Annotated in this window: 22 protein-coding genes; 11 read left to right on the top strand and 11 right to left on the bottom strand. The window is 71.7% G+C overall.

From position 1 onward, the window contains the following. Window positions 1-18: 18 nt before the first annotated feature. Window positions 19-612: a hypothetical protein gene (locus tag B9S58_RS24675; RefSeq protein ID WP_103534255.1), complete on the top strand. Its 594-nt coding sequence runs from the start codon at window positions 19-21 to the stop codon at window positions 610-612. 75 nt (window positions 613-687) lie between these two features. Continuing rightward, window positions 688-1,887 (top strand): hypothetical protein, encoded by a 1,200-nt coding sequence (locus tag B9S58_RS24670; protein ID WP_103534254.1) that lies wholly within the window; start codon window positions 688-690, stop codon window positions 1,885-1,887. Window positions 1,888-1,922: 35 nt separating this feature from the next. On the opposite strand, the gene B9S58_RS24665 is transcribed toward B9S58_RS24670, so the two are convergent. Continuing rightward, the gene (locus B9S58_RS24665) at window positions 1,923-2,348 is read right to left on the bottom strand and encodes a DUF192 domain-containing protein (protein ID WP_103534253.1); all 426 of its coding nucleotides are present in this window, start codon (window positions 2,346-2,348) and stop codon (window positions 1,923-1,925) included. A gap of 124 nt (window positions 2,349-2,472) precedes the next feature. On the opposite strand from B9S58_RS24665, the gene B9S58_RS24660 reads away from it, so the two are divergent. From B9S58_RS24660 to B9S58_RS24650, 3 genes are all read left to right on the top strand, one after another. Then, window positions 2,473-3,267 carry an A24 family peptidase gene (locus B9S58_RS24660; protein ID WP_103534252.1) on the top strand — a complete coding sequence of 265 codons (795 nt, stop codon included), beginning with the start codon at window positions 2,473-2,475 and terminating at the stop codon, window positions 3,265-3,267. Window positions 3,268-3,374: 107 nt separating this feature from the next. Then, on the top strand, window positions 3,375-4,199 hold the full coding sequence (locus tag B9S58_RS24655; RefSeq protein WP_103534251.1) for a class I SAM-dependent methyltransferase: 825 nt from the start codon (window positions 3,375-3,377) through the stop codon (window positions 4,197-4,199). Between the two features lie 136 nt (window positions 4,200-4,335). After that, on the top strand, window positions 4,336-4,782 hold the full coding sequence (locus B9S58_RS24650) for a hypothetical protein (protein WP_103534250.1): 447 nt from the start codon (window positions 4,336-4,338) through the stop codon (window positions 4,780-4,782). 87 nt (window positions 4,783-4,869) lie between these two features. On the opposite strand, the gene B9S58_RS24645 is transcribed toward B9S58_RS24650, so the two are convergent. Together B9S58_RS24645 and mgrA are read right to left on the bottom strand one after the other, a co-directional pair. Next, window positions 4,870-6,057, bottom strand: coding sequence for a winged helix DNA-binding domain-containing protein (locus B9S58_RS24645; protein WP_103534249.1), 1,188 nt, complete (start codon window positions 6,055-6,057; stop codon window positions 4,870-4,872). A gap of 343 nt (window positions 6,058-6,400) precedes the next feature. Beyond that, complete coding sequence (gene mgrA / locus B9S58_RS24640) at window positions 6,401-7,450, bottom strand: L-glyceraldehyde 3-phosphate reductase (RefSeq protein ID WP_103534248.1); 1,050 nt, start codon at window positions 7,448-7,450, stop codon at window positions 6,401-6,403. A gap of 260 nt (window positions 7,451-7,710) precedes the next feature. On the opposite strand from mgrA, the gene B9S58_RS24635 reads away from it, so the two are divergent. The 4 genes from B9S58_RS24635 (at window position 7,711) to B9S58_RS24620 (ending at window position 12,909) form a co-directional block, all read left to right on the top strand. Further along, entirely contained in the window at window positions 7,711-8,502 is a 792-nt protein-coding gene (locus tag B9S58_RS24635) for an isoprenyl transferase (protein ID WP_103534265.1), read from the top strand. A 394-nt stretch (window positions 8,503-8,896) separates the two neighbouring features. Further along, the gene (locus B9S58_RS24630; protein WP_103534264.1) at window positions 8,897-10,219 is read left to right on the top strand and encodes a PhoH family protein; all 1,323 of its coding nucleotides are present in this window, start codon (window positions 8,897-8,899) and stop codon (window positions 10,217-10,219) included. A gap of 389 nt (window positions 10,220-10,608) precedes the next feature. Beyond that, the gene (locus tag B9S58_RS24625; RefSeq protein ID WP_103534247.1) at window positions 10,609-11,334 is read left to right on the top strand and encodes a transglycosylase SLT domain-containing protein; all 726 of its coding nucleotides are present in this window, start codon (window positions 10,609-10,611) and stop codon (window positions 11,332-11,334) included. 177 nt (window positions 11,335-11,511) lie between these two features. Then, the gene (locus B9S58_RS24620) at window positions 11,512-12,909 is read left to right on the top strand and encodes an AI-2E family transporter (RefSeq protein ID WP_103534246.1); all 1,398 of its coding nucleotides are present in this window, start codon (window positions 11,512-11,514) and stop codon (window positions 12,907-12,909) included. Between the two features lie 78 nt (window positions 12,910-12,987). Here B9S58_RS24620 and B9S58_RS24615 read toward each other — a convergent pair whose 3' ends face one another. Continuing rightward, a complete protein-coding gene (locus B9S58_RS24615; protein WP_103534245.1) occupies window positions 12,988-13,524 on the bottom strand; it encodes an alkyl hydroperoxide reductase in 537 nt (178 codons plus the stop codon). A 12-nt stretch (window positions 13,525-13,536) separates the two neighbouring features. After that, window positions 13,537-14,091, bottom strand: a complete 555-nt coding sequence (locus B9S58_RS24610; protein WP_007452441.1) for a peroxiredoxin — start codon at window positions 14,089-14,091, stop codon at window positions 13,537-13,539. A 133-nt stretch (window positions 14,092-14,224) separates the two neighbouring features. On the opposite strand from B9S58_RS24610, the gene B9S58_RS24605 reads away from it, so the two are divergent. Then, window positions 14,225-15,199 carry a hydrogen peroxide-inducible genes activator gene (locus tag B9S58_RS24605; RefSeq protein ID WP_103534244.1) on the top strand — a complete coding sequence of 325 codons (975 nt, stop codon included), beginning with the start codon at window positions 14,225-14,227 and terminating at the stop codon, window positions 15,197-15,199. Window positions 15,200-15,263: 64 nt separating this feature from the next. Here the strand turns inward: B9S58_RS24605 and B9S58_RS24600 are convergent, their stop codons facing one another. From B9S58_RS24600 to B9S58_RS24580, 5 genes are all read right to left on the bottom strand, one after another. Next, complete coding sequence (locus B9S58_RS24600; protein ID WP_103534243.1) at window positions 15,264-17,657, bottom strand: ABC transporter permease; 2,394 nt, start codon at window positions 17,655-17,657, stop codon at window positions 15,264-15,266. Next, complete coding sequence (locus B9S58_RS24595) at window positions 17,654-18,340, bottom strand: ABC transporter ATP-binding protein (protein ID WP_103534242.1); 687 nt, start codon at window positions 18,338-18,340, stop codon at window positions 17,654-17,656. The genes B9S58_RS24600 and B9S58_RS24595 overlap by 4 nt, the downstream gene beginning before the upstream one ends. Further along, on the bottom strand, window positions 18,337-18,861 hold the full coding sequence (locus B9S58_RS24590; protein ID WP_103534263.1) for a PadR family transcriptional regulator: 525 nt from the start codon (window positions 18,859-18,861) through the stop codon (window positions 18,337-18,339). The genes B9S58_RS24595 and B9S58_RS24590 overlap by 4 nt, the downstream gene beginning before the upstream one ends. An 88-nt stretch (window positions 18,862-18,949) precedes the next feature. Next, complete coding sequence (locus tag B9S58_RS24585; protein WP_103534241.1) at window positions 18,950-19,237, bottom strand: hypothetical protein; 288 nt, start codon at window positions 19,235-19,237, stop codon at window positions 18,950-18,952. After that, window positions 19,234-20,205 carry an SPFH domain-containing protein gene (locus tag B9S58_RS24580; protein WP_103534240.1) on the bottom strand — a complete coding sequence of 324 codons (972 nt, stop codon included), beginning with the start codon at window positions 20,203-20,205 and terminating at the stop codon, window positions 19,234-19,236. The genes B9S58_RS24585 and B9S58_RS24580 overlap by 4 nt, the downstream gene beginning before the upstream one ends. A gap of 239 nt (window positions 20,206-20,444) precedes the next feature. Between B9S58_RS24580 and B9S58_RS24575 the strand changes: the two genes are divergently transcribed. Further along, a complete protein-coding gene (locus B9S58_RS24575; RefSeq protein ID WP_103534239.1) occupies window positions 20,445-22,679 on the top strand; it encodes a transglycosylase domain-containing protein in 2,235 nt (744 codons plus the stop codon). A gap of 81 nt (window positions 22,680-22,760) precedes the next feature. Here the strand turns inward: B9S58_RS24575 and B9S58_RS24570 are convergent. Then, window positions 22,761-24,487: ATP-binding SpoIIE family protein phosphatase (locus B9S58_RS24570; protein ID WP_103534238.1), on the bottom strand; the 1,727-nt coding region annotated here is incomplete at its 5' end.

Raw genomic sequence — 24,487 nt, 5'->3', positions numbered from 1 at the left:
CGATGGGGGTGGGCGTCGATGGGTGCCGGATTCTTCTACTCGTACCACCTGGGCTGGACCCGGCTGGACGCACGGACGCTGCTGGGCGACCTGGAGGCCGAAGGGCTCCGCCCAGCGCACCCGGTGACCGGCCGTGTGGTGCTCGTGAGCCTCGACTCCGCTTCCCTCGGGGCCCGTTCGCCCGTCACCCGCGAACAGTTGCTGTCCATCGCCGGCCTCCAGCGGCTGCGCGAGGTCGGATTCCGGTTGTGGACCGATGAAGGCCTCGACCTCCTGGTGCGCATCAGGCATGCCCGGGCCGGTGCAGTCGCCGTCGAGTTCTCCGTCGGGGAGCTGCCCGGGCCGGAGCGGGAGCGCGCGGTGAGCGCCATCCGGCGGACGGTGGGACGGGCCTCCGTGCTGTGTATCGGCTTCGTCGTCGACCGGAGTGGCGCGACGGCCGCCACCGACTGGGACGGCGTCGTCATCGAGGGCGCCGCGCACCTCGACGCCTGGCCGGACACCGTCGCCGTACGGGACGAGACGGCGGCCCGGCACCCGCAGCTGGCGGTCATGGACGCGGTGGAGATGTCCCCGTGGAAGGCCTTCGGGAACGAGGTTCTCGGCGTTTGAGCCGGGCCGCCCGGTCGGGATGCCCCGGGCCGACCGTGGCGGGGGAAGCCCGCTGCCGACGTCATAATCGGCCATATGTCCGATCACCAGCTCCGCACCCGGACGGCCGCCCGTCCGGCCCCGGGCCCCCGCGCTCCCGGGCCCCGTGCCGCCGCCGCGTTCCGGGCCGCCGCGCCCGCGCTCACGGTCTACGCAGCCGTGCGGGCCCTGGGGCTCCTTGTCTTCTGGGCAGCCGCGTCGGCCGCCGGGAAGGACCCCTTGGGGCCGCTCAGCGGACGCTGGGACTCCGTCTGGTACCAGCGCATCGCCGAGAACGGCTACCGCTACACCGTCACCCTCCCGGACGGCTCCGTCCACTCCGATCTGGCGTTCTTCCCCCTGCTCCCGGCCCTGGAACGCGCCATCTCCGCCGTGACCCCGCTCACCCTCGGCGGCGCCGGACTCCTGGTCGCCTGGACGGCCGGGCTGCTTGCCGCCTGGGGCATCTTCGCCGTCGGCTCCCATCTTCGCGGACGGCGTACGGGCGTGGTGCTGGCCGCGCTCTGGGGCGTCTACCCGACGGCGTTCGTCCAGTCGATGGCGTACACGGAGACCCTGTTCACCGCCCTGGCCGCCTGGGCGCTGTACGCCGTACTCACCGGCCGCTGGATCGTCGCGGGCGCGCTGTGCGTCCTGGCGGGGCTCACCCGGCCCACGGCGGCGGCGCTCATCGCGGCCCTGGCGGTCACCGCCGCCGTCACCCTCGTACGGGAGTACCGCGCCGGCGCCGGCATCGGCCCGGCTCTCCGCCGCAACGCCCGGATGATCGCGGGAGTGGCCTTCGCACCGCTGGGCTGGCTGGCGTACGTGGTGTTCGTGGCCGTACGCGAAGGGAGCCCGTTCGCCTACTTCGACGTCCAGGCGCAGTGGGGCAACAACATCGACGGCGGACGCGCGCTCGCCGCCTTCATCGCCGGACTCCCGTGGCCCGCCGCCCTGGGCCTGTGCGCGGCCCTCGGGCTGCTCGGGTGGCTGGTGGTGCTCTGCGTACGGAAGCGGCAGCCGCTCCCGGTCCTCGTCTACGCCATCACGATCGTCGTCATCTCGCTGATCGGCGCCGGATACTTCGGCTCCCGGCCGCGCCTGATGATGCCCGCGTTCCCGCTGCTGCTCCCGGCCGCCGTCGCCCTGCTGCGGCTGCGCACCACGGGACGCACGGCCGCCGTCCTCGCCGTCCTCGCCTGTGCGTCCGCCGGTTACGGGGCCTGGACCCTGCTGGGCACGGGCCCGCCGTAGCCGCGTCGCGCCACGTTCCGTCGCGGGCGCGATTCCTAAGCCTCGGACGTCCCGGAGGTCCCGGAGGTCCCGGAGGCCTCGGGCATCCCGGAGGCGGGAGCCGTCGTCCGCAGCTCCACCCGTACGCCCGGCCGCACCCCCCACCGCTTCATCGCCCCGGCCTCCGCCTCCACCACGTGCCGGGCCCGCAGCCGCGGCAGGCCGAGGCGGCCGGGCTTCATCGTGCGGACCGCCAGCACGGTGAGCTTCCGGTCCAGGTAGGCCACATCGATGGCGAACCGCATCCGGAAGGTGTGCACGCTCCCGGCCGGCGTGAGCAGCAGCGCCCCATCGATCCCGTCCTGCCCGAGCAGCCCCCGGGTACGGGCCCGGTACGAGGCCGCTATCCGCAGTGGCACCTCCCGGGCCCCGGAGTCCGTGCCGACCGTGAGCGTCCCGTCGCCATCGCGCCATGTCCTCATGGGCACCGACCGTAGCCCCGGCCGGACTCCGGTGGTTCCCGAACGCCGACGACTGGCCTCCGAACGGTCGTTCCTGGGCCCCGGGCCCAGGACCCCTGTTCCCGCGGCCCATTAGGGTCGTCCCGTGGACGCCGCGCTGCTCGCCGTCGCCGCGGTCTGGGGTGCCGTCACCGGACTGCTGATCCCGCGTGCCGCCTACCGGTTCGCCGTCGAGCCGGAGGAGCCCTGGCGTACGGCGTGCCCCGCGGGCCACCCGCTCACCGGCCCGGTCCGCGGCTGGCTCGGCCCGGCCCGGTGCGCGCCCTGCGCCGCCCCACGAACGCCCGCCGCACCCGGGGCCGGCACCGCCGCCGGAACTCCCGGCCCCGGCCCGACCGGCTACGCCCCCGGAGTCCTCGCCCCCCTGGCCACCGTGGTCGCCTGTGTCGCGCTCGCCGCCGCCACCGGGGCCAGGCCCGAACTCATCGGGTGGCTGGCGCTGGCCCCCGTCGCCGTGCTCCTCGCCGCCGTCGACCGGCGGGTCCACCGGCTGCCCGACCCGCTGACCCTGCCCCTGGCGGCCGCGGCCGTCGTGCTGCTCGGCTGTGCCGCGCTGCTTCCCGGGCACGCCGGATCCTGGACTTCCGGGCTGCTCGGCGGCCTGGCCCTCGGCGGCTTCTACTTCCTGCTCTTCCTGATCAACCCGAACGGCATGGGCTTCGGCGATGTGAAACTCGCCCTCGCCCTGGGGGTGGTCCTCGGCTGGTACGGCTGGACCGTGCTGTTCCTGGGCGGGTTCGCCGGGTTCCTGTTCGGGGCGGCGTACGGATTCTCCCTGGTGCTGCTGCGCCGGGCGGGACGCAGGACCGGCATTCCGTTCGGCCCGTTCATGATCGCCGGGGCGCTGGCCGGCCTGCTGCTGGGGGCCCTGGCCGTGTGAGGAGGGGCGGCCCGCGAACCCGCCCTCGCGCACCCGCCCTCCCGCACCCGCCCGGAATCCACCGGAATCCATTCGCGTGTCCCGGGCCCGCCTGACACGATTCCCGTATGTCCGAACCATCCGCTCCCGCCCCCTCGCCCCTCCCTTCCGACGCCTTCGACTCCGCGGCCTCCCGCGACCGGTTCGAGGCCCTCGTCGCCGAGGCCGACGCCGTCTCCGTGGACGGATGGGACTTCTCCTGGCTGGAGGGCCGGGCCACCGAGGAGCGCCCCTCCTGGGGGTACGCCCGCGCGATGGCCGACCGGCTCGGCCGGGCCCACGCCGCGCTCGACCTCCAGACCGGGGGCGGCGAGGTGCTGGCCGCCGCGCCGAAGCTCCCGCCGGTCACCGTGGCCACGGAGGCCTGGCCACCGAACATCGCCCGCGCCACCGCCCTGCTGCACCCGCTCGGGGCGGTCGTCGTGGCTGACGAGGACGAACCGCCGCTGCCCTTCGGGGACGCCGCCTTCGACCTCGTGGTCAGCCGCCATCCGGTCACCACGTGGTGGGAGGAGATCGCGCGTGTCCTGACCCCCGGCGGCACGTACTTCTCCCAGCAGGTCGGCCCCGCCAGCGTCTTCGAGATCGTCGAGTACTTCCTCGGTCCCCAGCCGCCCGAGGTCCGCCGCGGCCGGCACCCCGAGGACGCGCGGGCCGCCGCGACGGCGGCCGGTCTCGACGTGGTGGACCTGCGCTCCGAGACTCTGCGCACCGAGTTCCGCGACATCGGCGCGGTGGTCTACTTCCTGCGCAAGGTGATCTGGATGGTGCCCGGATTCAACGTCGAGCAGTACCGTCCCCAACTGGCCGCGCTGCACCGGCGGATCGAGGCGGAAGGGCCGTTCCTCGCCCGCACCGCCCGCTTCCTCATCGAGGCGCGAAAGCCCCGGTGACGGTGGCCGACCCCGTCTGGCCGGTCAACCCGCATACGCCGTACGCCAGTTCAGCATTGCCTCGGAGGCAACGGGATCGTGCGGGCGGCCGTCCTACTCGTCGGGAGGCACGCACAGCGAAGGAGTGGGAGCCGTCATGGCCGTGGAGAGGGAAGACCGTACGGGGACTGCCGGGCGCACGCGGCACGGCAACGCCGACTGGCTCGCGGGGGCCAGGATCACCGCAGTCCTCGGGGTCTACTACCGGCCCGAGGGCCGGGCGGGTGAACCGGAGGCTGTCGAGTTCGTCCTCGCGGACGACCAGTCCGTCCTGCTGACCTGCGCCTTTGACCGGACGCTGCGCGTCACCCCGGGCCCCTGGCCGGGGCTGCCCGACTGGTGCGTACCGGCGAGCCGGTGGCAGCACGCCCCGCCCGCCCTCCTGCCGCCGGTGCCGTACGGGGGAGCGTGGACGGTGGTGGGCACCCAGGAGCTCAGGGACGCCGGCGGGGAGGTGCTCCAGGCCGTCATCCGGTGCGAGGAAGGGGACTTCGTGGTGGTCGCCGGGGACACGATGGCGGTCCGCTTCGACCCCCGCCGCTGACCCGCGTACGCCCGACCCCCGACCCATACGCCCGGCCCCCGACCCGCGTACGCCCGACCCCCGGCCCCCGACCTGCGTACGCCCGTCCTACGCGTGCGGTCCCACCGTCACCGGGCCGACCGTCAGTTCCGCCGTCCCCTCCATGACCGCGGCGACCCGTTCCACCTGCTCCTCCAGGGCCCGCAGTCCGGCCGCGGGCAGGGGTTTCAACGGCTCCACCGTGACCGCGATCCGGCGGCCCGAGCGGTGCTGGTGCCAGACGCCGGCCACCGTGCCGTCCACCAGCAGCACCGGGAAGTTCCCCGCCTGCCCGCCCGCGAGGGCCCGCTCGTAAGCCGCCCCCGGGAACAGCTTCTCGCGGGGCTGGGAGGCGATGGTGAACGCGTCGAAGTACGGGAGCAGGCGCACGCCCCGCACCGGCGTGTCCGGGAAGTCCGTGTCGCCCGCGACCACCCATGCCGTCCCCTCGTCCGCGAACGTCACCTCCTCGATCGCCCCCGAGGCGGCCAGCGCGGCGAACTGCCCGGCCGCCCAGGGCCTCGGCGCGGCGAGCCACCGGGCGAAGTGCGCGGGGGTGGCCGGCCCGTACGCGTACAGGTACCGCTCGATCAGGGCCGCCAGTGCCCCGGGGCCGGGCAGCGGGGTGCACCCGGGGTTGGTGTACGTCGCCCTCCGGCCCCGGTTCGGGGCGTAGGCGAGGGCGCCCCGGTGGCCCGCCAGGTGCAGGACCTGTCGCCAGCGCGGCCACATCGCCTGGAACCCGGGCATCACCAGGTCCCCGGCCCACGGTCCGGTCCGCGCGACGACCTCCTCGGAGAGCTCGTCGATCGTGAGCTCCGTCCCGGTCAGCGCCGCCGCGACGGCCGCGACGACCTCCTCCACCTGGTCCGGGGTCATCCCGGCGTCCTTGGAGAAGGGGGTGCTGCCCGCGGGTACGGCGGACAGGGCCCCGGTCCACCGGGGCAGGTCCGCCGCGGGCAGCAGGTGGACCGTGCCGCGTGGCCCGAACGTCTTGACCAGGGTCCGGTCGGTCCACAGGGCCGTACGGACGTCCGTGCGGGTCAGTCCCTCCGCGCGCAGCCCCACGGACAGCTCGGCCGCCGACAGCACCTGGGCGTGCGCGCCGAGCATCGCGGCCACCGCTCCGCCGGGGGCGGTGAAGGGCGACGCGGTGCCGACGGTGTCCGGGTGGAGTTGCTGACGGGCCAGCCGTCGGGCGTTCGCCCCGGCCCAGGTCACGGTCGCTGTCGCTGTCGCAGGGGATCGTTTCGTCATGGCTCGAACCTAGGGTCCTTAGAAATCAGGTTCCGTCCTCTGTCTCCCCCCTCGGCGGCGTCAAGGCAACGCCGTACCGCGACCCCTCGATACCGGGGCCGATATCGGGAGTCCGACGGGCGTCCGCCCTGCCCGGTATGCAGTCCGGTGAATCCGGAGAGTAGTTGTGGAGCGGCGTGGCACGCGGAAGTACTTACGAAGGGTTATGGTGGAACCCCCCCCTCGGGCCGGTCCGTATCCCCCCCCACGGACCGGCCCGTTTTCTGTGGGCCGGGGCGGGCGCCGCCCTCCGGGCCCCCGCCGCCTCTGTTCTTCCTTGTACGGAAGGCCCGTTGAGCCGACGTCAGCTGCGACCGGCCCAGATGTTCGTGCCCGCCGTGTCCACGGCGAAGGCGTCGATCTCCTTCAGCTCCTCGGCGGTCAGCGCCGGACCCGCGAGGGCCGCCACGTTCTCCTCCAGCTGCCTCACGCTCGACGCGCCGATCAGCGCCGACGTCATCCGGCTGTCGCGCAGCACCCACGCGATGGCGAGCTGTGCGAGCGACTGGCCACGGCCCCGCGCGATGTCGTTGAGCCCGTTGAGCCGGCGGACCACCTCGTCGGAGAGCAGGCCCGGGTCGAGGGACTTGCCCTGGGTGGCGCGCGAGCCCTCCGGGATGCCCTTCAGATACTTGTTGGTGAGCAGGCCCTGGGCGAGCGGCACGAAGGAGATGCAGCCCATCCCGGCCGCCTCCAGGGTGTCCAGCAGCCCGTCGTCCTCGATCCAGCGGTTGATCATGGAGTAGGACGGCTGGTGGATCAGCGCCGGCACACCCATCTCCTTGAGCAGCCCGGCCGCCTCGGCGGTCTGCTCCGCGTTGTACGAGGAGACACCCACGTACAGCGCCTTGCCCTGCTGGACGGCGGACGCCAGGGCGCCCATCGTCTCCTCCAGCGGAGTGTGCGGGTCGAAGCGGTGCGAGTAGAAGACGTCGACGTGATCGAGACCCATCCGCTTCAGGGAGGCGTCGAGGGAGGACAGCAGGTACTTCCGCGAGCCCCACTCGCCGTACGGGCCGGGGTGCATCAGATAACCGGCCTTGGTGGAAATGACCAGTTCGTCACGGTACGGGGCGAAGTCCTGGGCGAAGAGCTTGCCGAAGTTCAGCTCGGCCGAGCCGGGCGGCGGGCCGTAGTTGTTGGCCAGGTCGAAGTGGGTCACCCCGAGATCGAAGGCGCGGCGCAGGATCGCCCGCTGGGAGTCCAGCGCCCGGTCGTCGCCGAAGTTGTGCCACAGGCCCAGCGAGAGGGCGGGCAGCTTGAGGCCACTGCGCCCGGTCCTGCGGTACTCCATGGAGTCGTAGCGCGAACCGGCGGCGCGGTAGTAAAGGTCGGGGGAGAGGTAATCAGTCACGTTTCATTCCTTATCACGGAGTTGTGACAGACCGGGTTGGGCCCCCGTGACCCGGTCGCAGTAATGTGGCGGCTTCGGGGAATGCCGATGCGGCGCGGCGATGGCCCGCGTGGCCCGTGCCGGTGGTAGAGGCGCGGACCGTCGAGGGATCGTGCGGGCGGCGCGGGCCGTGCGGTGATCCCCTGCGGGGGACGGCCCCCGGACCCCCGGCGACGGGGAGGACGGGCCCGGGCCCGTACGGAACCGAGAGGGTGAACGCAGTGAACTTCCGCGACCTGGTGTACAGGCTCTACGCGCGCCGGGTGGGGGGCCGCCTGGACCACGACCAGGTGCCGAAGCACATCGGGGTCATCCTCGACGGCAACCGGCGGTGGGCCAAGGCGTCCGGCGGATCGGCCGTGCAGGGCCACCAGGCCGGTGCGGACAAGATCTCCGAGCTGCTCGGCTGGTGCAGTGAGACCGATGTCGAGGTCGTCACCCTCTGGATGCTGTCCACGGACAACTTCGACCGGCCCGAGCACGAACTGAAGCCGCTGCTCGGCATCATCGAGAACACCGTACGCAACCTCGCCTCGGACGGGCGCTGGCGCGTCCACCACGTCGGCACGCTCGACCTGCTCCCGGCCGAGACGCAGACGGTGCTCAAGGAGGCTGAGGAGTCGACGGCCGGCATAGGGGGCACCTCCCAGGCCGCAGGGCCTGGGGGAGGAATAATCGTCAATGTCGCGGTCGGCTACGGCGGCCGCCAGGAGATCGCCGACGCGGTGCGCTCCCTGCTGCTGGAGCACTCGGAGAAGGGCACGAGCTTCGAGGAGCTCGCCGAGGTCGTGTCCACCGACCTGATCTCCGAGCACCTCTACACCCGGGGTCAGCCCGACCCCGACCTGGTGATCCGGACGAGCGGCGAGCAGCGGCTCTCGGGCTTCATGCTCTGGCAGAGCGCCCACTCGGAGTACTACTTCTGCGAGGTCTTCTGGCCGGCCTTCCGCAAGGTCGACTTCCTCCGGGCGCTGCGTGACTACGCCGCCCGCCACCGCCGCTACGGCGCCTGAGGTGTCCTGAACACCCCTCCCGCCCCGTGTGTCCCCCATGGCTCTCCTATATAGGGGAGCCATGGCGTATGTACGGGGGTCACCGCGCGTCCACCGGGACTTCTCCACACCGTGTCATATGCGGCGGCATGGCTTCGCGCGATAAAGGGAATACCCCTGTCAGGTCGACGTCCGGTCATCAACCAGGCGGATGTCGCATCCAAGTGAGCGGCACCCAGCCCGCTCGCCCGGGAGGCCCTTTGCACACGAAGGACCGTACGCAGCGTGCGGCCGACGCGGAGGCCGTGGTCCGGCCCGCGCAGTGGGGCCCGATCCCGGTCCGTCCTCTCCCTTCGGGAAGCTCCGCGACCGTTCGTCGCACTCCCCGACCTCGTCCGAGGGGGTACGTCCTTCCGTGGTGACCAGCACTAAGCGCCGCATGCCCGACAGGCGCACCTACGTTCTCGACACCAGCGTCCTGCTGGCCGACCCAGGAGCCATGGCCCGCTTCGACGAGCACGAAGTCGTGCTGCCGATCGTGGTGGTCACGGAACTGGAGGCCAAACGGCACCATCCCGAGCTCGGGTACTTCGCCCGGCAGGCACTGCGCCTGCTGGACGACTTCCGGGTCCGGTACGGCCGGCTGGACGCCCCGATCCCCCTCGGGGATCTGGGCGGGACGCTCCGTGTCGAACTCAACCACTCCGATCCCGGCGTCCTGCCCGCCGGCTACCGGTTGGGGGACAACGACTCACGGATTCTCGCGGTCGCACGCAACCTCCAGGCCGAGGGGTACGACGTCACGGTCGTCTCCAAGGACCTGCCGCTCCGCATCAAGGCGTCCTCCGTCGGCCTCCTCGCCGAGGAGTACCGCGCGGAACTCGCCATCACCGACTCCGGCTGGACCGGCATGAGCGAACTGTCCCTCGCCGGGGAACAGATCGACCTGCTGTTCGGCGAGGAGACGCTGTACGTCCCCGAGGCCGCCGAACTGCCCGTGCACACCGGACTGGTCCTCCAGTCCGAGCGCGGCAAGGCCCTCGGCCGGGTGACGGCCGAGGGCAATGTGCGGCTCGTGCGGGGCGACCGGGAGGCCTTCGGTATCCACGGGCGCAGCGCCGAGCAGCGGATCGCCCTCGACCTCCTCCTCGACGCCGACGTCGGCATCGTGTCGTTGGGCGGACGTGCGGGCACCGGCAAGTCGGCGCTGGCCCTCTGCGCGGGCCTGGAGGCGGTGCTGGAGCGCCGGCAGCACAAGAAGGTGATGGTCTTCCGTCCGCTGTACGCGGTGGGCGGGCAGGAGCTCGGCTATCTCCCCGGCAGCGAGGCCGAGAAGATGAGCCCCTGGGCGCAGGCGGTCTTCGACACGCTCTCGGCGGTCGCCGGGCGCGAGGTCATCGAGGAGGTGCTCGGGCGCGGGATGCTGGAGGTCCTGCCGCTCACCCACATCCGGGGCCGCTCGCTGCACGACGCGTTCGTGATCGTCGACGAGGCGCAGTCGCTCGAACGGAACGTCCTGCTGACCGTGTTGTCCCGGATCGGGGCGAATTCTCGTGTCGTGCTCACCCACGACGTGGCCCAGCGGGACAACCTCCGGGTCGGCCGGTACGACGGAGTCGTCGCCGTCGTCGAGAAACTGAAGGGCCATCCGCTGTTCGCCCACGTCACGCTCACGCGCTCCGAGCGTTCACAGATCGCCGCACTGGTGACCGAAATGCTGGAGGAAGGCCACATCTGACGTACATATCCCTTTGATGCCGCCCGGCGAGCCAAGGAGCTTAGCCGGGCGGCATTGTGCTGCGCCGTCATTTCCGGAAAACCTGTGGCCCAAACGAGGTGTGACCTTTCCCACGCGGCACAGAATTGCCTCCCGGCGTCCCCGTCCGGCAGAGTCTTGCTTCCGTCAGGCCCCGCATACGGCACTTGGGCACCTCCAGAGGCGCCACGCACCACACAACTCAACACGAGACGCCCGTATGCCGCCCGCGAGCACCACGCGGCAGCCTCCTCACCGGGGTTGCCCGACGGGCCCGTGCCTCCCGTGACCCACGCAGTAGGGAGGCCAGTGCCAGGGGCGCGATTGCGCCCGCGAGGTCACCTACGCGGGCGATGCTGGAAGGACATCATGTGAGCCGGATCTCGGTCCGGGGGTTCGCCGTGGCATCTGCCACCGCGGTCACCACCGTAGGCGCCGTCGTAGGCGTTGCTGCGGGCGGCGCACCTGCCGCCGACGACAACAACTTCGAGGCGGCCGCAGCCGACACCACGCTGCTCGCAGACATCCCCGCGGGCCAGCAGGCCCAGGTCCAGACCGCTTCGCTGACGCAGCAGGCCGATGCCCAGGCATCCGCCGCCGACGCCGCTGCGAAGAAGTCGGCCGAGGAATCGGCCCGCATCCAGGCCGCCAAGGACGCCAAGTCCAAGAAGCAGGCGGCCGAGGACCGGGTCGAGGCCGAACGCAAGGCGGCGGAGCGGGCCGAGAAGGCGAAGAAGGAAGCCGCCGAGCGCGCCAGCCGTTCTTCCACCCGCGACGCCTCCTCGTTCTCCGCGCAGGGCTCCTACAGCGTGGCCGACGTCAAGGCGATGGCCCGTCAGATGGTCCCCGCGGACCAGTTCCAGTGCTTCAGCAACATCGTGAACCACGAGTCGACCTGGAACTACCGCGCGGTCAACAAGACCTCCGGGGCGTACGGACTCATGCAGGCCCTCCCGGGCCACAAGATGTCCTCCGCCGGCGCCGACTGGCAGACCAACCCGGCCACCCAGATCAAGTGGGGCCTCAGCTACATGGAGAACCGCTACGGCGGTCCGTGCGGCGCCTGGTCCTTCTGGCAGGCCAACAACTGGTATTAGAGGAAGCGGGCGAAGTCCACGGACTGCGCTCTCAACCTCGCGAGGCCCCTCACCGTCCAGACGGTGGGGGGCCTCGCGCGTGTACGGTCGCATCCTGGCGGTCCCGGGGGGCGTTGCGAAGCGCCTGGACGGGCCGCAGCGCGCTGGGCGGCGAAGATGGGGGAAGGAAAAGAGAGCATGTCGAAACTGCCGGGCTGGCTGGGCCGCTTCGGGTCCGAACTGACGGAGCTGGGCGCGCGACTGGACGAGCGGCGGGCGCGCGCCGCCGCCGCCGAAGACGACGAACCCCTCGCGGCGCGAGGGACCCCCGCCGTCCCCGAGGCCGACGACCCCGGGCAGGTGCCCGCGCCACCCGCGTACGCCCCCTCGGTCGCCGCCAGGCCGGATCCGGTGGCGGCGCTCCCGTGGGGGATGCGGGTCGCCGCCGAGGCCGGCTGGCGGCTCCTCGTCCTCGCGGGGACGCTCTGGGTGCTGATGCGGGTGATCAGCGCGGTCCAGCTCGTGGTGCTGGCCTTCGTCGCCGCGCTGCTCGTCACCGCGATGCTCCAGCCGACCGTCGTCCGGCTCAAGCGGTTCGGGCTGCCGCACGGTCTCGCCACCGCCGTCACCGCCGTGCTCGGGTTCGTCATCATCGGCCTGGTCGGCTGGTTCGTGGTGTGGCAGGTGATGGAGAACCTCGACACGCTCTCCGACCGGGTCCGCGACGGCATCGACGAGTTGAAGCGCTGGCTGCTCGACAGCCCCTTCCACGTCACCGAGTCGCAGATCAACGACATCGCCAAGAACCTCAACGACACCATCGGCACCAATACCGAGGAGATCACCTCCGCGGGACTCCAGGGCGTCACCGTGATGGTGGAGTTCCTCACCGGGCTGCTGCTGGCGATGTTCTCCACGCTGTTCCTGCTCTACGACGGCAAGCGGATCTGGGAGTGGTCGCTCAAGCTGGTGCCCGCCGCGGCCCGCCCCGGGGTCGCCGGCGCCGGACCGCGCGCCTGGCGCACCCTGACCGCGTACGTGCGTGGCACGGTGCTCGTCGCCCTGATCGACGCCATCTTCATCGGTTTCGGCCTCTACGTCCTCAATGTGCCGCTCGCGGTGCCGCTGGCCGTCTTCATCTTCCTGTTCGCCTTCATCCCGCTCGTCGGCGCCGTGGTCTCCGGGGCGCTCGCGGTGGTCGTCGCCCTGGTCACCGAGGGAGTGTGGACCGCGCTGTGGGCGCTGGTGGTGGTCCTGGCGGTGCAGCAGATCGAGGGCCACATCCTGCAGCCGTTCATCCTCGGCCGCGCGGTCCGGGTCCATCCGCTCGCGGTGGTCCTCTCGGTCGCGACCGGCGGTCTGGTCGCGGGTATCGGAGGCGCGGTGGTCGCCGTACCGCTGGTCGCCGTGATCAACACGGTGGTCGGCTATCTGCGCTCGTACGGGGAACCGGGGTCACCGGGCGGGAGCGGCGGGCACCACGGGGCCACCGCCATGTCGATGACCACGGCGCACGCCGCGGCGGCGCTCGCGCCACCGGACCCGCAGGACGCCCCGGGCGAACGCGCGCAGGAGAGCCGGCCGCCGCAGGAGTAGCGGAGCGGAACGAGAAGAAGGGCCCCGGGGACGGTCGGTCGTCCTCGGGGCCCTTCTCGTATCAGGGGTGGTGCGGTGTCACTGCTCGGCGAGTACGGCCTCGGCGTCGAGGGTCACACCGACCGCCTGGATCACCGAAGCGACCTTGACGGCTTCCTGGATGGTCTCACGGTCCACGCCGGCCTTGCGCAGCACCTGCTCGTGGGAGTCCAGGCACTGGCCGCAGCCGTTGATCGCGGAGACGGCGAGCGACCACAGCTCGAAGTCGACCTTCTCCACACCCGGGTTGCCGATGACGTTCATCCGCAGGCCCGCGCGGAGCGTGCCGTACTCCGGGTCCGACAGCAGGTGCCGGGTCCGGTAGAAGACGTTGTTCATCGCCATGATGGCGGCCGCCGACTTCGCCGCGGTGTACGCCTCGGCGGAGAGGTTGGCCTTCGCCTCGGGCTCCAGCTCGCGCAGCACCTTCGGCGATCGCGAGGCGATCGCGCAGGCCAGCACGGTGCCCCACAGCTGCTGCTGCGGGAGGTCGCTGTTGCCGATGACCGAGCCGAGGTTCAGCTTCAGATCCTTGGCGAAGTCCGGTACGGCGGACTTCAGTTCGTCGAGAGCCATGTGGGTGTCAGCTCACTCGCCCGAGAGGAGCGCGACCGGGTCGAGGGTGTTCTCGCCCTTGGTCCAGTTGCACGGGCACAGCTCGTCGGTCTGCAGGGCGTCGAGGACCCGCAGGACCTCCTTGGGGTTACGGCCCACGGAACCGGCGGTCACCATCGTGAACTGGATCTCGTTGTTCTGGTCGACGATGAAGACGGCGCGCTGGGCGAAGCCGTCCTCGCCCTCGATGCCGAGGTCGCGCATGAGCTCGTGCTTCGAGTCGGCCAGCATCGGGAAGGGCAGGTCGGTCAGGTCCGGGTGGTCCTTGCGCCAGGCGTGGTGCACGAACTCGGAGTCACCGGAGAAGCCGAGGACCTGGGCGTCGCGGTCGGCGAACTCCTCGTTGAGCTTGCCGAAGGCGGCGATCTCGGTGGGGCACACGAAGGTGAAGTCCTTCGGCCACGCGAAGACGATCTTCCACTTGCCCTCGTAGGTCTTGTGGTTGATCTGCTCGAACTCCTTGCCGCTCTCCAGCGAAACGCAAGCGGTCAGGTCGAACTCGGGGAACTTGTCACCGACAGTGAGCACGCGCACTCCTTGCAACGTCTGGAATTCCCTTTTTGGGGGATTTCCTGAGGGTTGGACGAACTCCACCTTGGCACAGAGTGCATTGATCACAGAAATAGCTACACTCGGTCCGGATGATCGGAGGTGCCTATCAGTGGGTCAGGGGAATCAGGGCATACGCCCCAAGCAGCACACCAAACAGCCGAGCCTGTCGCAGCTGCGTGCCTTCACAGCGGTGGCGGAGTATCTGCACTTCCGGGACGCGGCGGCAGCAATCGGGATGAGTCAGCCGGCCCTCTCCGGAGCGGTGTCCACCCTGGAGGAGGCACTGGGTGTCCAGCTCATCGAGCGTACGACGCGAAAGGTGCTGCTCTCGCCCGCGGGGGAGCGGCTCGCGGTGCGGGCCGGGGCGGTGCTGGAGGCCGTCGCCGCGCTGATGGAGGAGGCCGAGGCGGTCCGGGCCCCGTTCACCGGAGTCCTCCGGCTCGGCGTCATTCCGACGGTCGCCCCGTATCTGCTGCCCACCGTGCTCCGGCTGGTCCATGAGCGGTACGTGGACCTCGACCTCCAGGTCCACGAGGAGCAGACCTCCTCGCTGCTGGAGGGCCTCGCCGCGGGGCGGCTGGACCTGCTCCTGCTCGCCGTGCCGCTCGGGGTGCCGGGCGTCACCGAGATCCCGCTCTTCGACGAGGACTTCGTGCTGGTCATGGAGCAGGACCACTGGCTCGGCGGCCGCTCGGACATCCCCCGCGACGCGCTGCGCGAACTGCCGCTGCTGCTCCTGGACGAGGGGCACTGCCTGCGCGACCAGGCCCTGGACATCTGCCGCGAGGCGGGCCGCACCGAGGGCGCTCCGGTGACCACGACCGCCGCCGGGCTCTCCACCCTGGTCCAGCTGGTGGCCGGCGGGCTCGGGGTGACGCTGCTGCCCCGGACCGCGGTGACGGTGGAGACCGGCCGCAACGACGCGCTGGCCACCGGGTACTTCGCGGACCCGGCCCCCGCTCGGCGGGTGGCGCTGGCGATGCGGTCCGGGTCGGCGCGGGGCGGCGAGTTCGAGGAGCTCGCCGCCGCCCTGCGCGAGGCGATGCGGCCGCTGCCGGTGCGGCCGGTGGCGGAAGGCGCCTGAGAACGTGACGACGGCCGGGGCCCCTGTTCCCAGGAGCCCCGGCCGTACGCGGACCAGGCGGGTGTCACTCGGTGCGCAGTCCGTCCGGGCGCATCATGCGCCACAGCGGCGGCAGCGACAGCAGGGTCACCAGCACGATCAGCCCGCCCCCGACCCCCGCCATCGGCCAGAACAGCCACCAGTCGTCGACCTGCTTCCCGATCAGCCAGGTGAGCGTCGCGCCCAGCCCCAGGCCGCCCGCGACCGCCACCGCCAGGCCGAGCACCACCGGCACGGCGGTCTGCCACAGCACCGACCAGCTGAGCGTGGAGCGCCGGGTGCCGAAGGCGACCAGTACCGACAGCAGCCGCCTGCGCTCACGCAACTGCTCCAGCTGGGAGACCAGCATCGAGGCGGCGATCAGCAGCAGCACCGCGGAGGCCCCCACCTGGAGCCCGGTCTGGATGCTGGCGTACTGGCGGTCGCGCTCCACCGAGTCGAGCGTGACGAAGCGCATACCGGGGTCGACCCTCGCCGCCGTGTTGCGCACGTACTCGGCGACGTCCGGCAGGCTCCGGTCGACCCGGATCTGGACGGCGATCGTCGCGCCGGGCAGCTTGCCCGCGTCGACCGCGCCGGTGGTGGCCATGATCCCGTAGTGGGGGTCGCCCATAGGGTCGATGCGGCCCGTCACGGTCCGGGAATCGGCGGGCAGCGTCCACCGCATCGGCTTCTTCCCGGAGCCGACCTCGACCACCTCGCCCTTGCGGGCGGTCTCGTCGACCCAGGCGGTCATGTCCTTGTCGTCCTGCGGGTGGACGACGAACGTGTCGCCGTCCTCGCAGGCGCCGATCCGGGCCAGCTCGCGCAGGGTCGCGCAGGTGCCGACGGTCAGCGAGGTGGTGGGCTGCACCTCTTCGTCGGCGTAGGCGCCGGGCTTGGACGCGTAGGCCTCCACCGATCCGATGACCACCTCCACGCCCTTGGTGGCGCGGAACTGCTCGATGGCCGAGGTGGCCGCCTCGCCGGTGACGTCCTTGGAATACCCGGCGAACTGGGCCCGCGTGGGGTCCTGGCCGGCCATCCGGTTGAAGTCGGCGTTCATCGCGGCGAACATCATCTGCAGCGCGATCGCGCCCGCCACCGCCACGGTGACCCCGGTGACCGCGCGGGACGCGGCCCCGCTGCTCAACTGGAGCCTGCGGGTGGCGAGCTGCCAGGGCACCGGGCCGCCGCGCAGCCGTTTCACGCACGCCTCGACCAGCCAGGGCAGCAGCAGGGCGAGCCCGAACAGCACCAGCACGGCACCGGTGGTGATCGGGAACGGGTTCACCGGCGCGTACTCCTCGACCCGGCCCCAGAGTCCGAGCACCACGAGGCCCGCCAGCGGTACCGGCAGCCGCCACCACAGGCGGCGTCCCCGCTCACGACCCCGGCGCACGACGCCGAGCGGCTCTATCACCACGGACCGCATCGCCACCAGGGTGACGAGGACGGCGGTCAGCGGCACGGCCACCCCGATCAGCATCGCCAGCCGGGGGTCGGGCACCAGGTCGGCCGGGAACGCGCTGACGTCCCAGATCTCCACCGCACCGACGAACTCCCTGCCCACCAGGAAGAACGCCAGGCCGAGCAGCAGCCCGAGCAGCGCGCCGAACAGCGCCTCCCCGGCGGCGATCCGCCGGGTCGTCCGGATGTCCGCGCCGACCAGCCGCAGCGCGGCGAGCCGGCGGTCGCGCCGGTCGCCGCCGAAGCGCACGGCCGTCGCGATGAAGATCGCGACCGGGGCCAGCAGCACGACGCAGACCATGATGACGAGCACGATCAGCAGCGGCGGGAGGGGATCGCCCTGGCGGTCGTCGCCGTACCCGGCGATCCGGTGGCCGCCCGAGGCGGGCGTCAGGGTGTTGCTGCCCGCGTAGTAGAGGAGTTCACCGGGGGAGCGCAGCCCGGCGTCCCCGATCGTGCCGGTGATCCCGTACGGCAGCCGCTCCCGCAGCAGTTCGTTGCCCGGCTCGGCGAGCAGCTCCCGCAGGGCGGGGGAGACGACCATCGTGTCCGGCGCGGGGAAGCGGTCGACTCCCGGCGGGAGGGCGGGCGTCGAGCCGTCCGGGCGCATCAGATACCCCGCGACGGTCCGGTCGTGGTACTCGGTGGTCGTGTTGATCCGCAGCACCGAGTTGTCCGACTTCGTGGCGTTCGCGTCGGGCGAGCCGGAGATCCGCGTCTCGCTGCGGGCCTGCTCGCGGGCGTTCCGCTCGTCGAGCAGATGCGGTACGGAGGAGGCGAGCAGCAGCAGGGCGACGCCGAGGCCGACGCCGACGGCGGTCAGCAGCGTACGGATCCAGCCCTCGCGGCCCCCGGCGGCGGCGAACCGGATGCCGAGGCCCAGGTCGCGGAGGGTCACCGCGCCCCAGGAGGGCGGCGCCGGACGGGGCGCTTCCACCACCGGGGCCCGGTCCTTGTCGAGCAGTGTCATGCGGAGTGCTCCAGGTCGCGGGCCCGGCCGTCGCGCACGGTGACGTCACGGTCGGAGTAGGCGGCGACCCGGGCCTCGTGGGTCACCAGGACGACAGCGACGTTGGCGGACCGGGCGGCCTGGGTGAGCAGCTCCATCACCCGCTCGCCGTTGAGGGAGTCCAGCGCGCCGGTCGGCTCGTCCGCGAAGATCACCTTCGGCGAGGCCGCCAGCGCACGGGCCACGGCGACCCGCTGGCCCTGTCCGCCGGAGACCTCGCCGGGGCGCTTGGTCCCGAGGTCGTCGACCTCCAGGCGCTCCATCCACTCCAGGGCGGTGCGCTCGGCGGCCTTGCGCCTGACCCCGCTCAGCCGCAGGGGCAGGGCGACGTTCTCCACGCAGGTCAGCTCCGGGACGAGCTGACCGAACTGGAACACGAAGCCGAAGTCGCTGCGCCGCAGGGCACTGCGCTCGGCGTCGGACATCGCGGACAGTTCGCGGCCCGCGTAGGTGATGGTGCCGGAGTCGGGCGTGATGATCCCGGCCAGGCAGTGCAGCAGGGTCGACTTGCCGGAGCCGGACGGGCCCATCACGGCGACGACCTCGCCGGGGTGCACGGAGAACGAAGCGCCGTCCAGGGCGGGCGTCGAGCCATAGGTCTTGCGCAGGTCGTGCGCGGCGAGCAGGGAGCCTTCGGGAATCACGGAGCCACCACCTTGGCGAGCTGGTCGAGTCGGGCAGCGGTCAGTTCCAGCCAGCGCAGATCGGCTTCCAGGTGGAACAGGGCGTGGTCGCAGATCAACTGGTCGGCGAGGTCGCCCTTGCGTTTGCGGTCGGTCAGGATACGCATCATCCGCAGATGCGCCGAGCGCTGGGAGTCCAGCAGATCGGCCGCGCTGCGACCGGTCAGGAGCGCGAGGACGACCTTGGTGTAGAGCGTCGACTGGAGGTACGGCTCCGGCTTCTCGGGCTGCTCCAGCCACTGCGAGACATCGGTGATCCCGGCGTCGGTGATGGCGTACCGCTTGCGCTCGGGCCCTCCTTCGCTCTCGACGCCGTCGACCTCGACGAGTCCGTTCTTCAGGAGCCGGGACATCGTCGAATAGACCTGGCCGTAGTGCAGCGGGCGGTCCTGGCCGAACTTCTCGTCGAAGGTCCGCTTCAGGTCGTAACCGTGTCGGGGGCCGGACTCCAGGAGTCCGAGGAGGGTGTGACCGATAGACATGAGGAGCACTGTACACGGTGTGTATACCCGCTGTGTATACACGTCCGGAAAGCGGCCCCGGCCCGTGGAGCGGGCCGGGGCCGCGGTGCTACGGGGTGTTCCGGGCGTCGGACCCGGGCGGGGATCCGGGCTCTTCGGGCGCCTGTTTGGGGGGCCGCCCCCGGCGGGCGATCGGCCGCGCCGCCCCCGGCAGCCGGCCCGCCTCCGCGAGTGCCCGCCGCAGCAGGAACTCGATCTGCGCGTTGGCGCTGCGCAGTTCGTCGGAGGCCCAGCGGGCGAGCGCGTCGTGCACCGCGGGGTCCAGCCGCAGCAGCATCTGCTTGCGCTGCCGCGACCGGGGCGCCGGTGTCCGCCGGGGAGGCGTCGGGTCGGTCACTGGTAGAGGGAGCCCGTGTTGAGGACCGGCTGGGCCGCGCGGTCGCCGCACAGGACGACCATCAGATTGCCGACCATGGCCGCCTTCCGCTCGGGGTCCAGCTCCACGATGTCCTGCTCGGCGATCCGGGTCAGGGCCATCTCGACCATGCCCACCGCACCCTCGACGATCTGCTGGCGGGCCGCGACGACCGCGCCGGCCTGCTGGCGCTGGAGCATCGCGGAGGCGATCTCGGGGGCGTACGCGAGGTGGCTGAAGCGCGACTCGATGATCAGGACGCCCGCGGCCCTCACCCGGGCGGTCAGCTCGACGGCGAGCTTCTCGGTGATCTCCTCCGCGTTGCCGCGCAGTGAGAGCCCGTCCTCCTCGTGGGCGTCGTACGGGTACTCGATGGCGATGTGCCTTACGGCCGCCTCGGTCTGGGTGGCGACGAACTCCAGGAAGTCGTCGACCTCGAAGAGCGCCTGGGCGGTGTCCTCGACCTTCCAGACGACGATCGCGGCCAGCTCGATCGGGTTGCCGTAGGCGTCGTTGACCTTGAGGACGGCGGTCTCGTGGTTGCGGACGCGGGTGGAGATCTTGCGGCTGGAGGTCAGCGGGTTGATCCAGCGCAGTCCGTCGGAGCGGATGGTGCCGACGTACCGGCCGAAGAGCTGGATCACCCGGGCCTCGCCCGGAGCGACCATCTTCACACCGCTCATGCAGAAGAACGAGGTGATCACGAGCAGCACCCCGAAGATGAAGAGCGGGACGCCGACCGCATTGTTACCGCCCGCCCCGATCACCCCGCCGACGATGGCGAGGCCGACCCCCGCGAACACCCCGAGCACCGTCAGGAGCAGGCCGACGCCGCCCGGTATGGAGTGCGCGGCGACCTCCCTGACCTGGGGCGCCGGCATGTCGGGCGCGTCGATCGTCAGGCCGTCCGCCGCGGTCTCCGGGCGGTGGTCGTCGTGCTGTCCGGTCATGGGATCCCCCGTTCGGCGCGGCCTCGCGCCGCGCTATCAATGTGATTACACATTAACGGTTCTCGCAACCTTGTCCACCTCTGAGGAGTCGGTTCCTAGGGAGTGGGTGCTGATTGTCACGTCCGTAAAAGACCGGATCGCTTGCCTTTTGTCCCTGTCGGCGGTGTTAGCTGGCAGGTCTGAGTGAACTGACGAAACCGAGCGAGCCGGTCGAGCAGAGAAGCGGGAGCAACACACCAATGGGTCGAGCGGATGCGCGACGAGCCCAGGCGCGGGAGTCGCGCCGGGCGCCGAAGAGCGGCGGCATACGCAGACTCTTCACGTGGAAGAAGCTGCTGGGCACGTTCTTCGGAATCGTCCTGCTGGGCATGGGCGCCTTCGGCGCGCTCTATGTGTATGTCGACGTCCCTGCCGCCAACGCCATGGCGGAGCGGCAGAGCAACGTCTACAAGTACAGCGACGGCACGGTCCTCGCCCGGACCGGCAAGGGCGTCAACCGCCAGATCGTCGACCTGGACCAGGTGCCGGAGAAGGTGCAGCACGCCTTCGTCGCCGCCGAGAACAAGACCTTCTACAAGGACGAGGGCGTCGACCTCAAGGGCACCACGCGCGGTCTGCTCAACACCCTCAGCGGCAAGGGCAAGCAGGGTGGCTCGACCATCACCCAGCAGTACGTGAAGAACTTCTACCTGACGCAGGACCCGACCGTGAGCCGCAAGCTCAAGGAGCTGGTGATCTCGCTCAAGGTCGACCAGCAGGAGTCCAAGGACTTCATCCTCGCCGGGTACATCAACACCGCCTACTACGGGCGCGGCGCCAGCGGCATCCAGGCCGCCGCCCAGGCGTACTACGGCATCGACGCCAAGGACCTGAACGTCACCCAGGGCGCCTACCTCGCCTCGCTCCTCCAGGCCCCCAGCCAGTACGACTGGGCCACCGCGACCGACACCGGCAAGCGCCTGGTCAAGGACCGCTGGGCCTACACGCTGAAGAACATGGTCGAGATGGGCTGGCTCACGGAGTCCGAGCGCGCCCAGCAGGAGTTCCCCTACCCGGACAAGCCCAAGCCCGCCGAGGGCATGGAGGGCCAGGCCGGCTATCTCGTCGAGGCCGCCAACAAGGAGCTGGAGAAGCAGGGCGTCTCCGCCGCGGACCGCGACGCCGGCGGCTGGACGTTCACGCTCACCATCGACAAGAAGCGCCAGAAGGCGCTGGAGAAGTCGGTGGACGATCAGCTGGAGTCCAAGCTCGACCGCGAGGGCAACAAGATCGACGCCACCGTCCAGGCCGGTGCCACCTCCGTCGACCCGACGACCGGCAAGGTCGTCGCGATGTACGGCGGCGAGGACTACGTCAAGCACTACATCAGCAACGCCACCCGCCAGGACTACCAGCCCGCCTCCACCTTCAAGCCGCTGGTGCTCGCCTCGGCCCTGGAGAACGAGTCGAAGACCCAGGACGGCAGTCTGATCGGGCTCAACACCGTCTACGACGGCACGAGCAAGCGGCCGGTCGTCGGCAGCGACACCCCGTTCAACCCGCAGAACGAGGACGACCGCAGCTACGGGCCGGTCTCCGTCCAGAAGGCGATGAACAGTTCGATCAACTCCGTCTTCGCGCAGATGATCGTGGACGTGACACCCGCGGCCACCAAAAAGACGGCGCTCGCCGTCGGCGTACCGGACAAGAACTTCCCCGAGCGTCCCGCCGTCTCCCTCGGCACCATGAACGCCTCGACCTGGGACATGGCCGGCGCGTACGCCACGCTCGACAACCACGGCCGGAAGGTCACCCCGCACATCCTCCAGTCCGCCGAGCACCGCGACCGCACGGTGACCCCCGAGAAGCCCAAGCGGGAGCAGGCCATCAGCCGCGCCTCGGCCGACACCGTGACCAAGGCGCTCACCGGAGTCGTCGACGCCGGGTCCGGCGGCGCGGCCAACACCTCCGCCTACGACGCGGCGGGCAAGACCGGCACCTCCGAGGACAACAAGTCGGCCTGGTTCGCCGGGTACACGCCGGAGCTGACCACGGTCGTGGCGCTCTTCGGCGAGGGCGACGGCGGCCGCAAGCAGGTCTCCCTGACCGGTACGGCCAACTCCGGCCGCGCCAGTGGCAGCGGCTTCCCGGCCAGGATCTGGGCCGACTACACCCTCGGCGCCCTCGGCGGCGGCTCCGGCAAGACGTTCGACCTCCGGGACGTGGAGCGCGGCGAGGTGCCCACCCCGCCGACGCCTTCCGGGACGCCCTCCGAGGACCCCACCCCGTCCGAGGACCCGACCCCGTCGGACACGCCCTCCGAGACACCGAGCGAGACGCCCAGCGAGACCCCGACCACGCCGGCCCCGCCCACCAGCAGCAGCCCGCCCACCACCCTGCCCCCCACGAAGAGCCCGGAGTTGCCGCCGCAGCCCGACGAGGACGACGGCCAGCCGGGCGAGCGGCCCGGCGCCAACGGACTGCTCGGACAGTGAGGCACTGACGGTATGCGTGTGGGGCGGGCCTCCGGGCCCGCCCCACACGCATACCGTCCCCGCTGCCCCGGCCCGTGGCGCCTATTGCCCCCGGGGTGCCATCTCGAACCAGACGACCTTGCCCGTCGAGAGGCGCGTCGCACCCCACCGCCGGGCCAGCCGGTTGACCAGGAACAACCCGCGCCCGCCCTCGTCCGTGTCCCGCGCCCGGCGCTGCCGGGGCAGCTGCGGGGAGTCGTCGCCGACCTCGCACCGCAGGACGTCGGTCCGCAGCAGCCGCAGCGTCACCGGCCGCTCCGCATAGCGCACGGCATTGGTGACGACCTCGCTGACCAGCAGCTCCACCTCGTCGGCCAGCTCGTCCAGGCCCCAGCGGCTCAGCGCCCGCCGGGCCAGCCTGCGGGCCCGGCCCGGAGCCGCGTCCTCCGGTTCCAGGTACCAGTACGCCACGTCGCTCGGCGCGATCCCGTCGAAGCGGGCGGCGAGCAGCGCGATGTCGTCGTCCCGGTCACCCGGGCCGAGCATGTCCAGCACGTCGTCGCACAGGGCCTCCAGCGGCGGCGCGTGGTCCGGGCCGGTGAGCTGCGCGGTCGCCGCGAGGCGCTCCCGCAGCTGCTCGATGCCCGTCCATACGTCCCGCAGCCGCGACTCCACCAGGCCGTCGGTGTAGAGGAGCAGCGTGGCGCCGGCCGGGGCGTCCAGCTCGACGGCCTCGAAGTCGACGCCGCCCACCCCGATCGGGGCGCCCGGCGGCACCCGCAGCACCTCGGCCCGACCGCCCAGGTGCAGCAGCACGGGCGGCGGGTGGCCGGCGTTGGCGATGGTGATCCGGTGCGCGACCGGGTCGTACACCGCGTACAGGCAGGTCGCCATGCGGTCGCTGCCCAGGCGCTGCGCCTGCTCGTCCAGGTGGTGCAGCACCTCCTGCGGCGGCAGGTCGAGCTGCGCCAGGGTCTGCGCCGTCGTCCGGAGCTGGCCCATGATCGCCGCCGAGGTCATGGAGTGCCCCATCACGTCGCCGACGACCAGCGCGACCCGGCTGCCGGGCAGCGGGATCGCGTCGTACCAGTCGCCGCCGACCCGGGCCGTCTCGGCCGCCGGGAGGTAGCGCGAGGCGAGCCGGACGCCGGTGGGCTGCGGGAGCGAGTCGGGCAGCATCGTGCGCTGCAGCTCGTCGGCGATGTAGGCCTCGCGCCCGTACAGCACGGCCTTGTCGATGCCGAGCGCGGTGTGCGTCGCCAGCTGCGCCGCGACCAGCAGGTCGCTGGCCTCGAACGGGGTGCGCTCGATGCCGCGCACGAAGACCGCCGCCCCGATGACCCGCCGCCGGCCGCGCAGCGGGGCGAGGATCGCCCGGTGCCCGGTGGGCACGGACCGGCCGGGGCCGAGCAGCTCCGGCAGGGCCGCCCGGGCCGCCGCGGAGTCGCCGAACACCGGCCGCACCCCACGCAGCACCTCGGCCAGCGCCCCGCCCGCCCGCACCTCGCACAGCTCGGCGGCGGGCATCAGATCGGCCTGCGGGTCCAGGATCAGCGGACGCAGCCGCTCGGTCTCGGAACCGGCCGCCGCCTCGCCGCCCTCCTCGTCGCTGACGCGCAGCCGGTCGCTGCGCCGCAGCCGCAGCACGAACGGGCTCACCGGGCGCTCGTCGCCCACCGGCAGCGGGTCGCGCAGGTAGACCAGGATCGCGTCGGAGAACGTCGGCACGCTGGCCCGGCACAGGCCGAGGACGATCTCGTCCAGGTCTATGCCCCGGGCGATCCGCCGGGTCGCCGCGCCGACGAAGCGCAGCCGGTCGCCCTCGCGGC

This window comes from Streptomyces sp. SM11, assembly GCF_002910905.1.
Lineage (GTDB): Bacteria > Actinomycetota > Actinomycetes > Streptomycetales > Streptomycetaceae > Streptomyces.
This window is presented reverse-complemented; position numbering and strand designations above follow the sequence as displayed.

What these genes read in the sequence shown, in the direction of transcription:
- B9S58_RS24675 (WP_103534255.1), top strand. Translation starts at nt 19, where the DNA reads ATGGGTGCCGGATTCTTCTACTCGTACCACCTGGGCTGGACCCGGCTG.
- B9S58_RS24670 (WP_103534254.1), top strand. Translation starts at nt 688, where the DNA reads ATGTCCGATCACCAGCTCCGCACCCGGACGGCCGCCCGTCCGGCCCCG.
- B9S58_RS24665 (WP_103534253.1), bottom strand. Translation starts at nt 2,348, where the DNA reads ATGAGGACATGGCGCGATGGCGACGGGACGCTCACGGTCGGCACGGAC.
- B9S58_RS24655 (WP_103534251.1), top strand. Translation starts at nt 3,375, where the DNA reads ATGTCCGAACCATCCGCTCCCGCCCCCTCGCCCCTCCCTTCCGACGCC.
- B9S58_RS24650 (WP_103534250.1), top strand. Translation starts at nt 4,336, where the DNA reads ATGGCCGTGGAGAGGGAAGACCGTACGGGGACTGCCGGGCGCACGCGG.
- B9S58_RS24645 (WP_103534249.1), bottom strand. Translation starts at nt 6,057, where the DNA reads ATGACGAAACGATCCCCTGCGACAGCGACAGCGACCGTGACCTGGGCC.
- B9S58_RS24620 (WP_103534246.1), top strand. Translation starts at nt 11,512, where the DNA reads ATGTCGAAACTGCCGGGCTGGCTGGGCCGCTTCGGGTCCGAACTGACG.
- B9S58_RS24615 (WP_103534245.1), bottom strand. Translation starts at nt 13,524, where the DNA reads ATGGCTCTCGACGAACTGAAGTCCGCCGTACCGGACTTCGCCAAGGAT.
- B9S58_RS24600 (WP_103534243.1), bottom strand. Translation starts at nt 17,657, where the DNA reads ATGACACTGCTCGACAAGGACCGGGCCCCGGTGGTGGAAGCGCCCCGT.
- B9S58_RS24590 (WP_103534263.1), bottom strand. Translation starts at nt 18,861, where the DNA reads ATGTCTATCGGTCACACCCTCCTCGGACTCCTGGAGTCCGGCCCCCGA.
- B9S58_RS24580 (WP_103534240.1), bottom strand. Translation starts at nt 20,205, where the DNA reads ATGACCGGACAGCACGACGACCACCGCCCGGAGACCGCGGCGGACGGC.
- B9S58_RS24575 (WP_103534239.1), top strand. Translation starts at nt 20,445, where the DNA reads ATGGGTCGAGCGGATGCGCGACGAGCCCAGGCGCGGGAGTCGCGCCGG.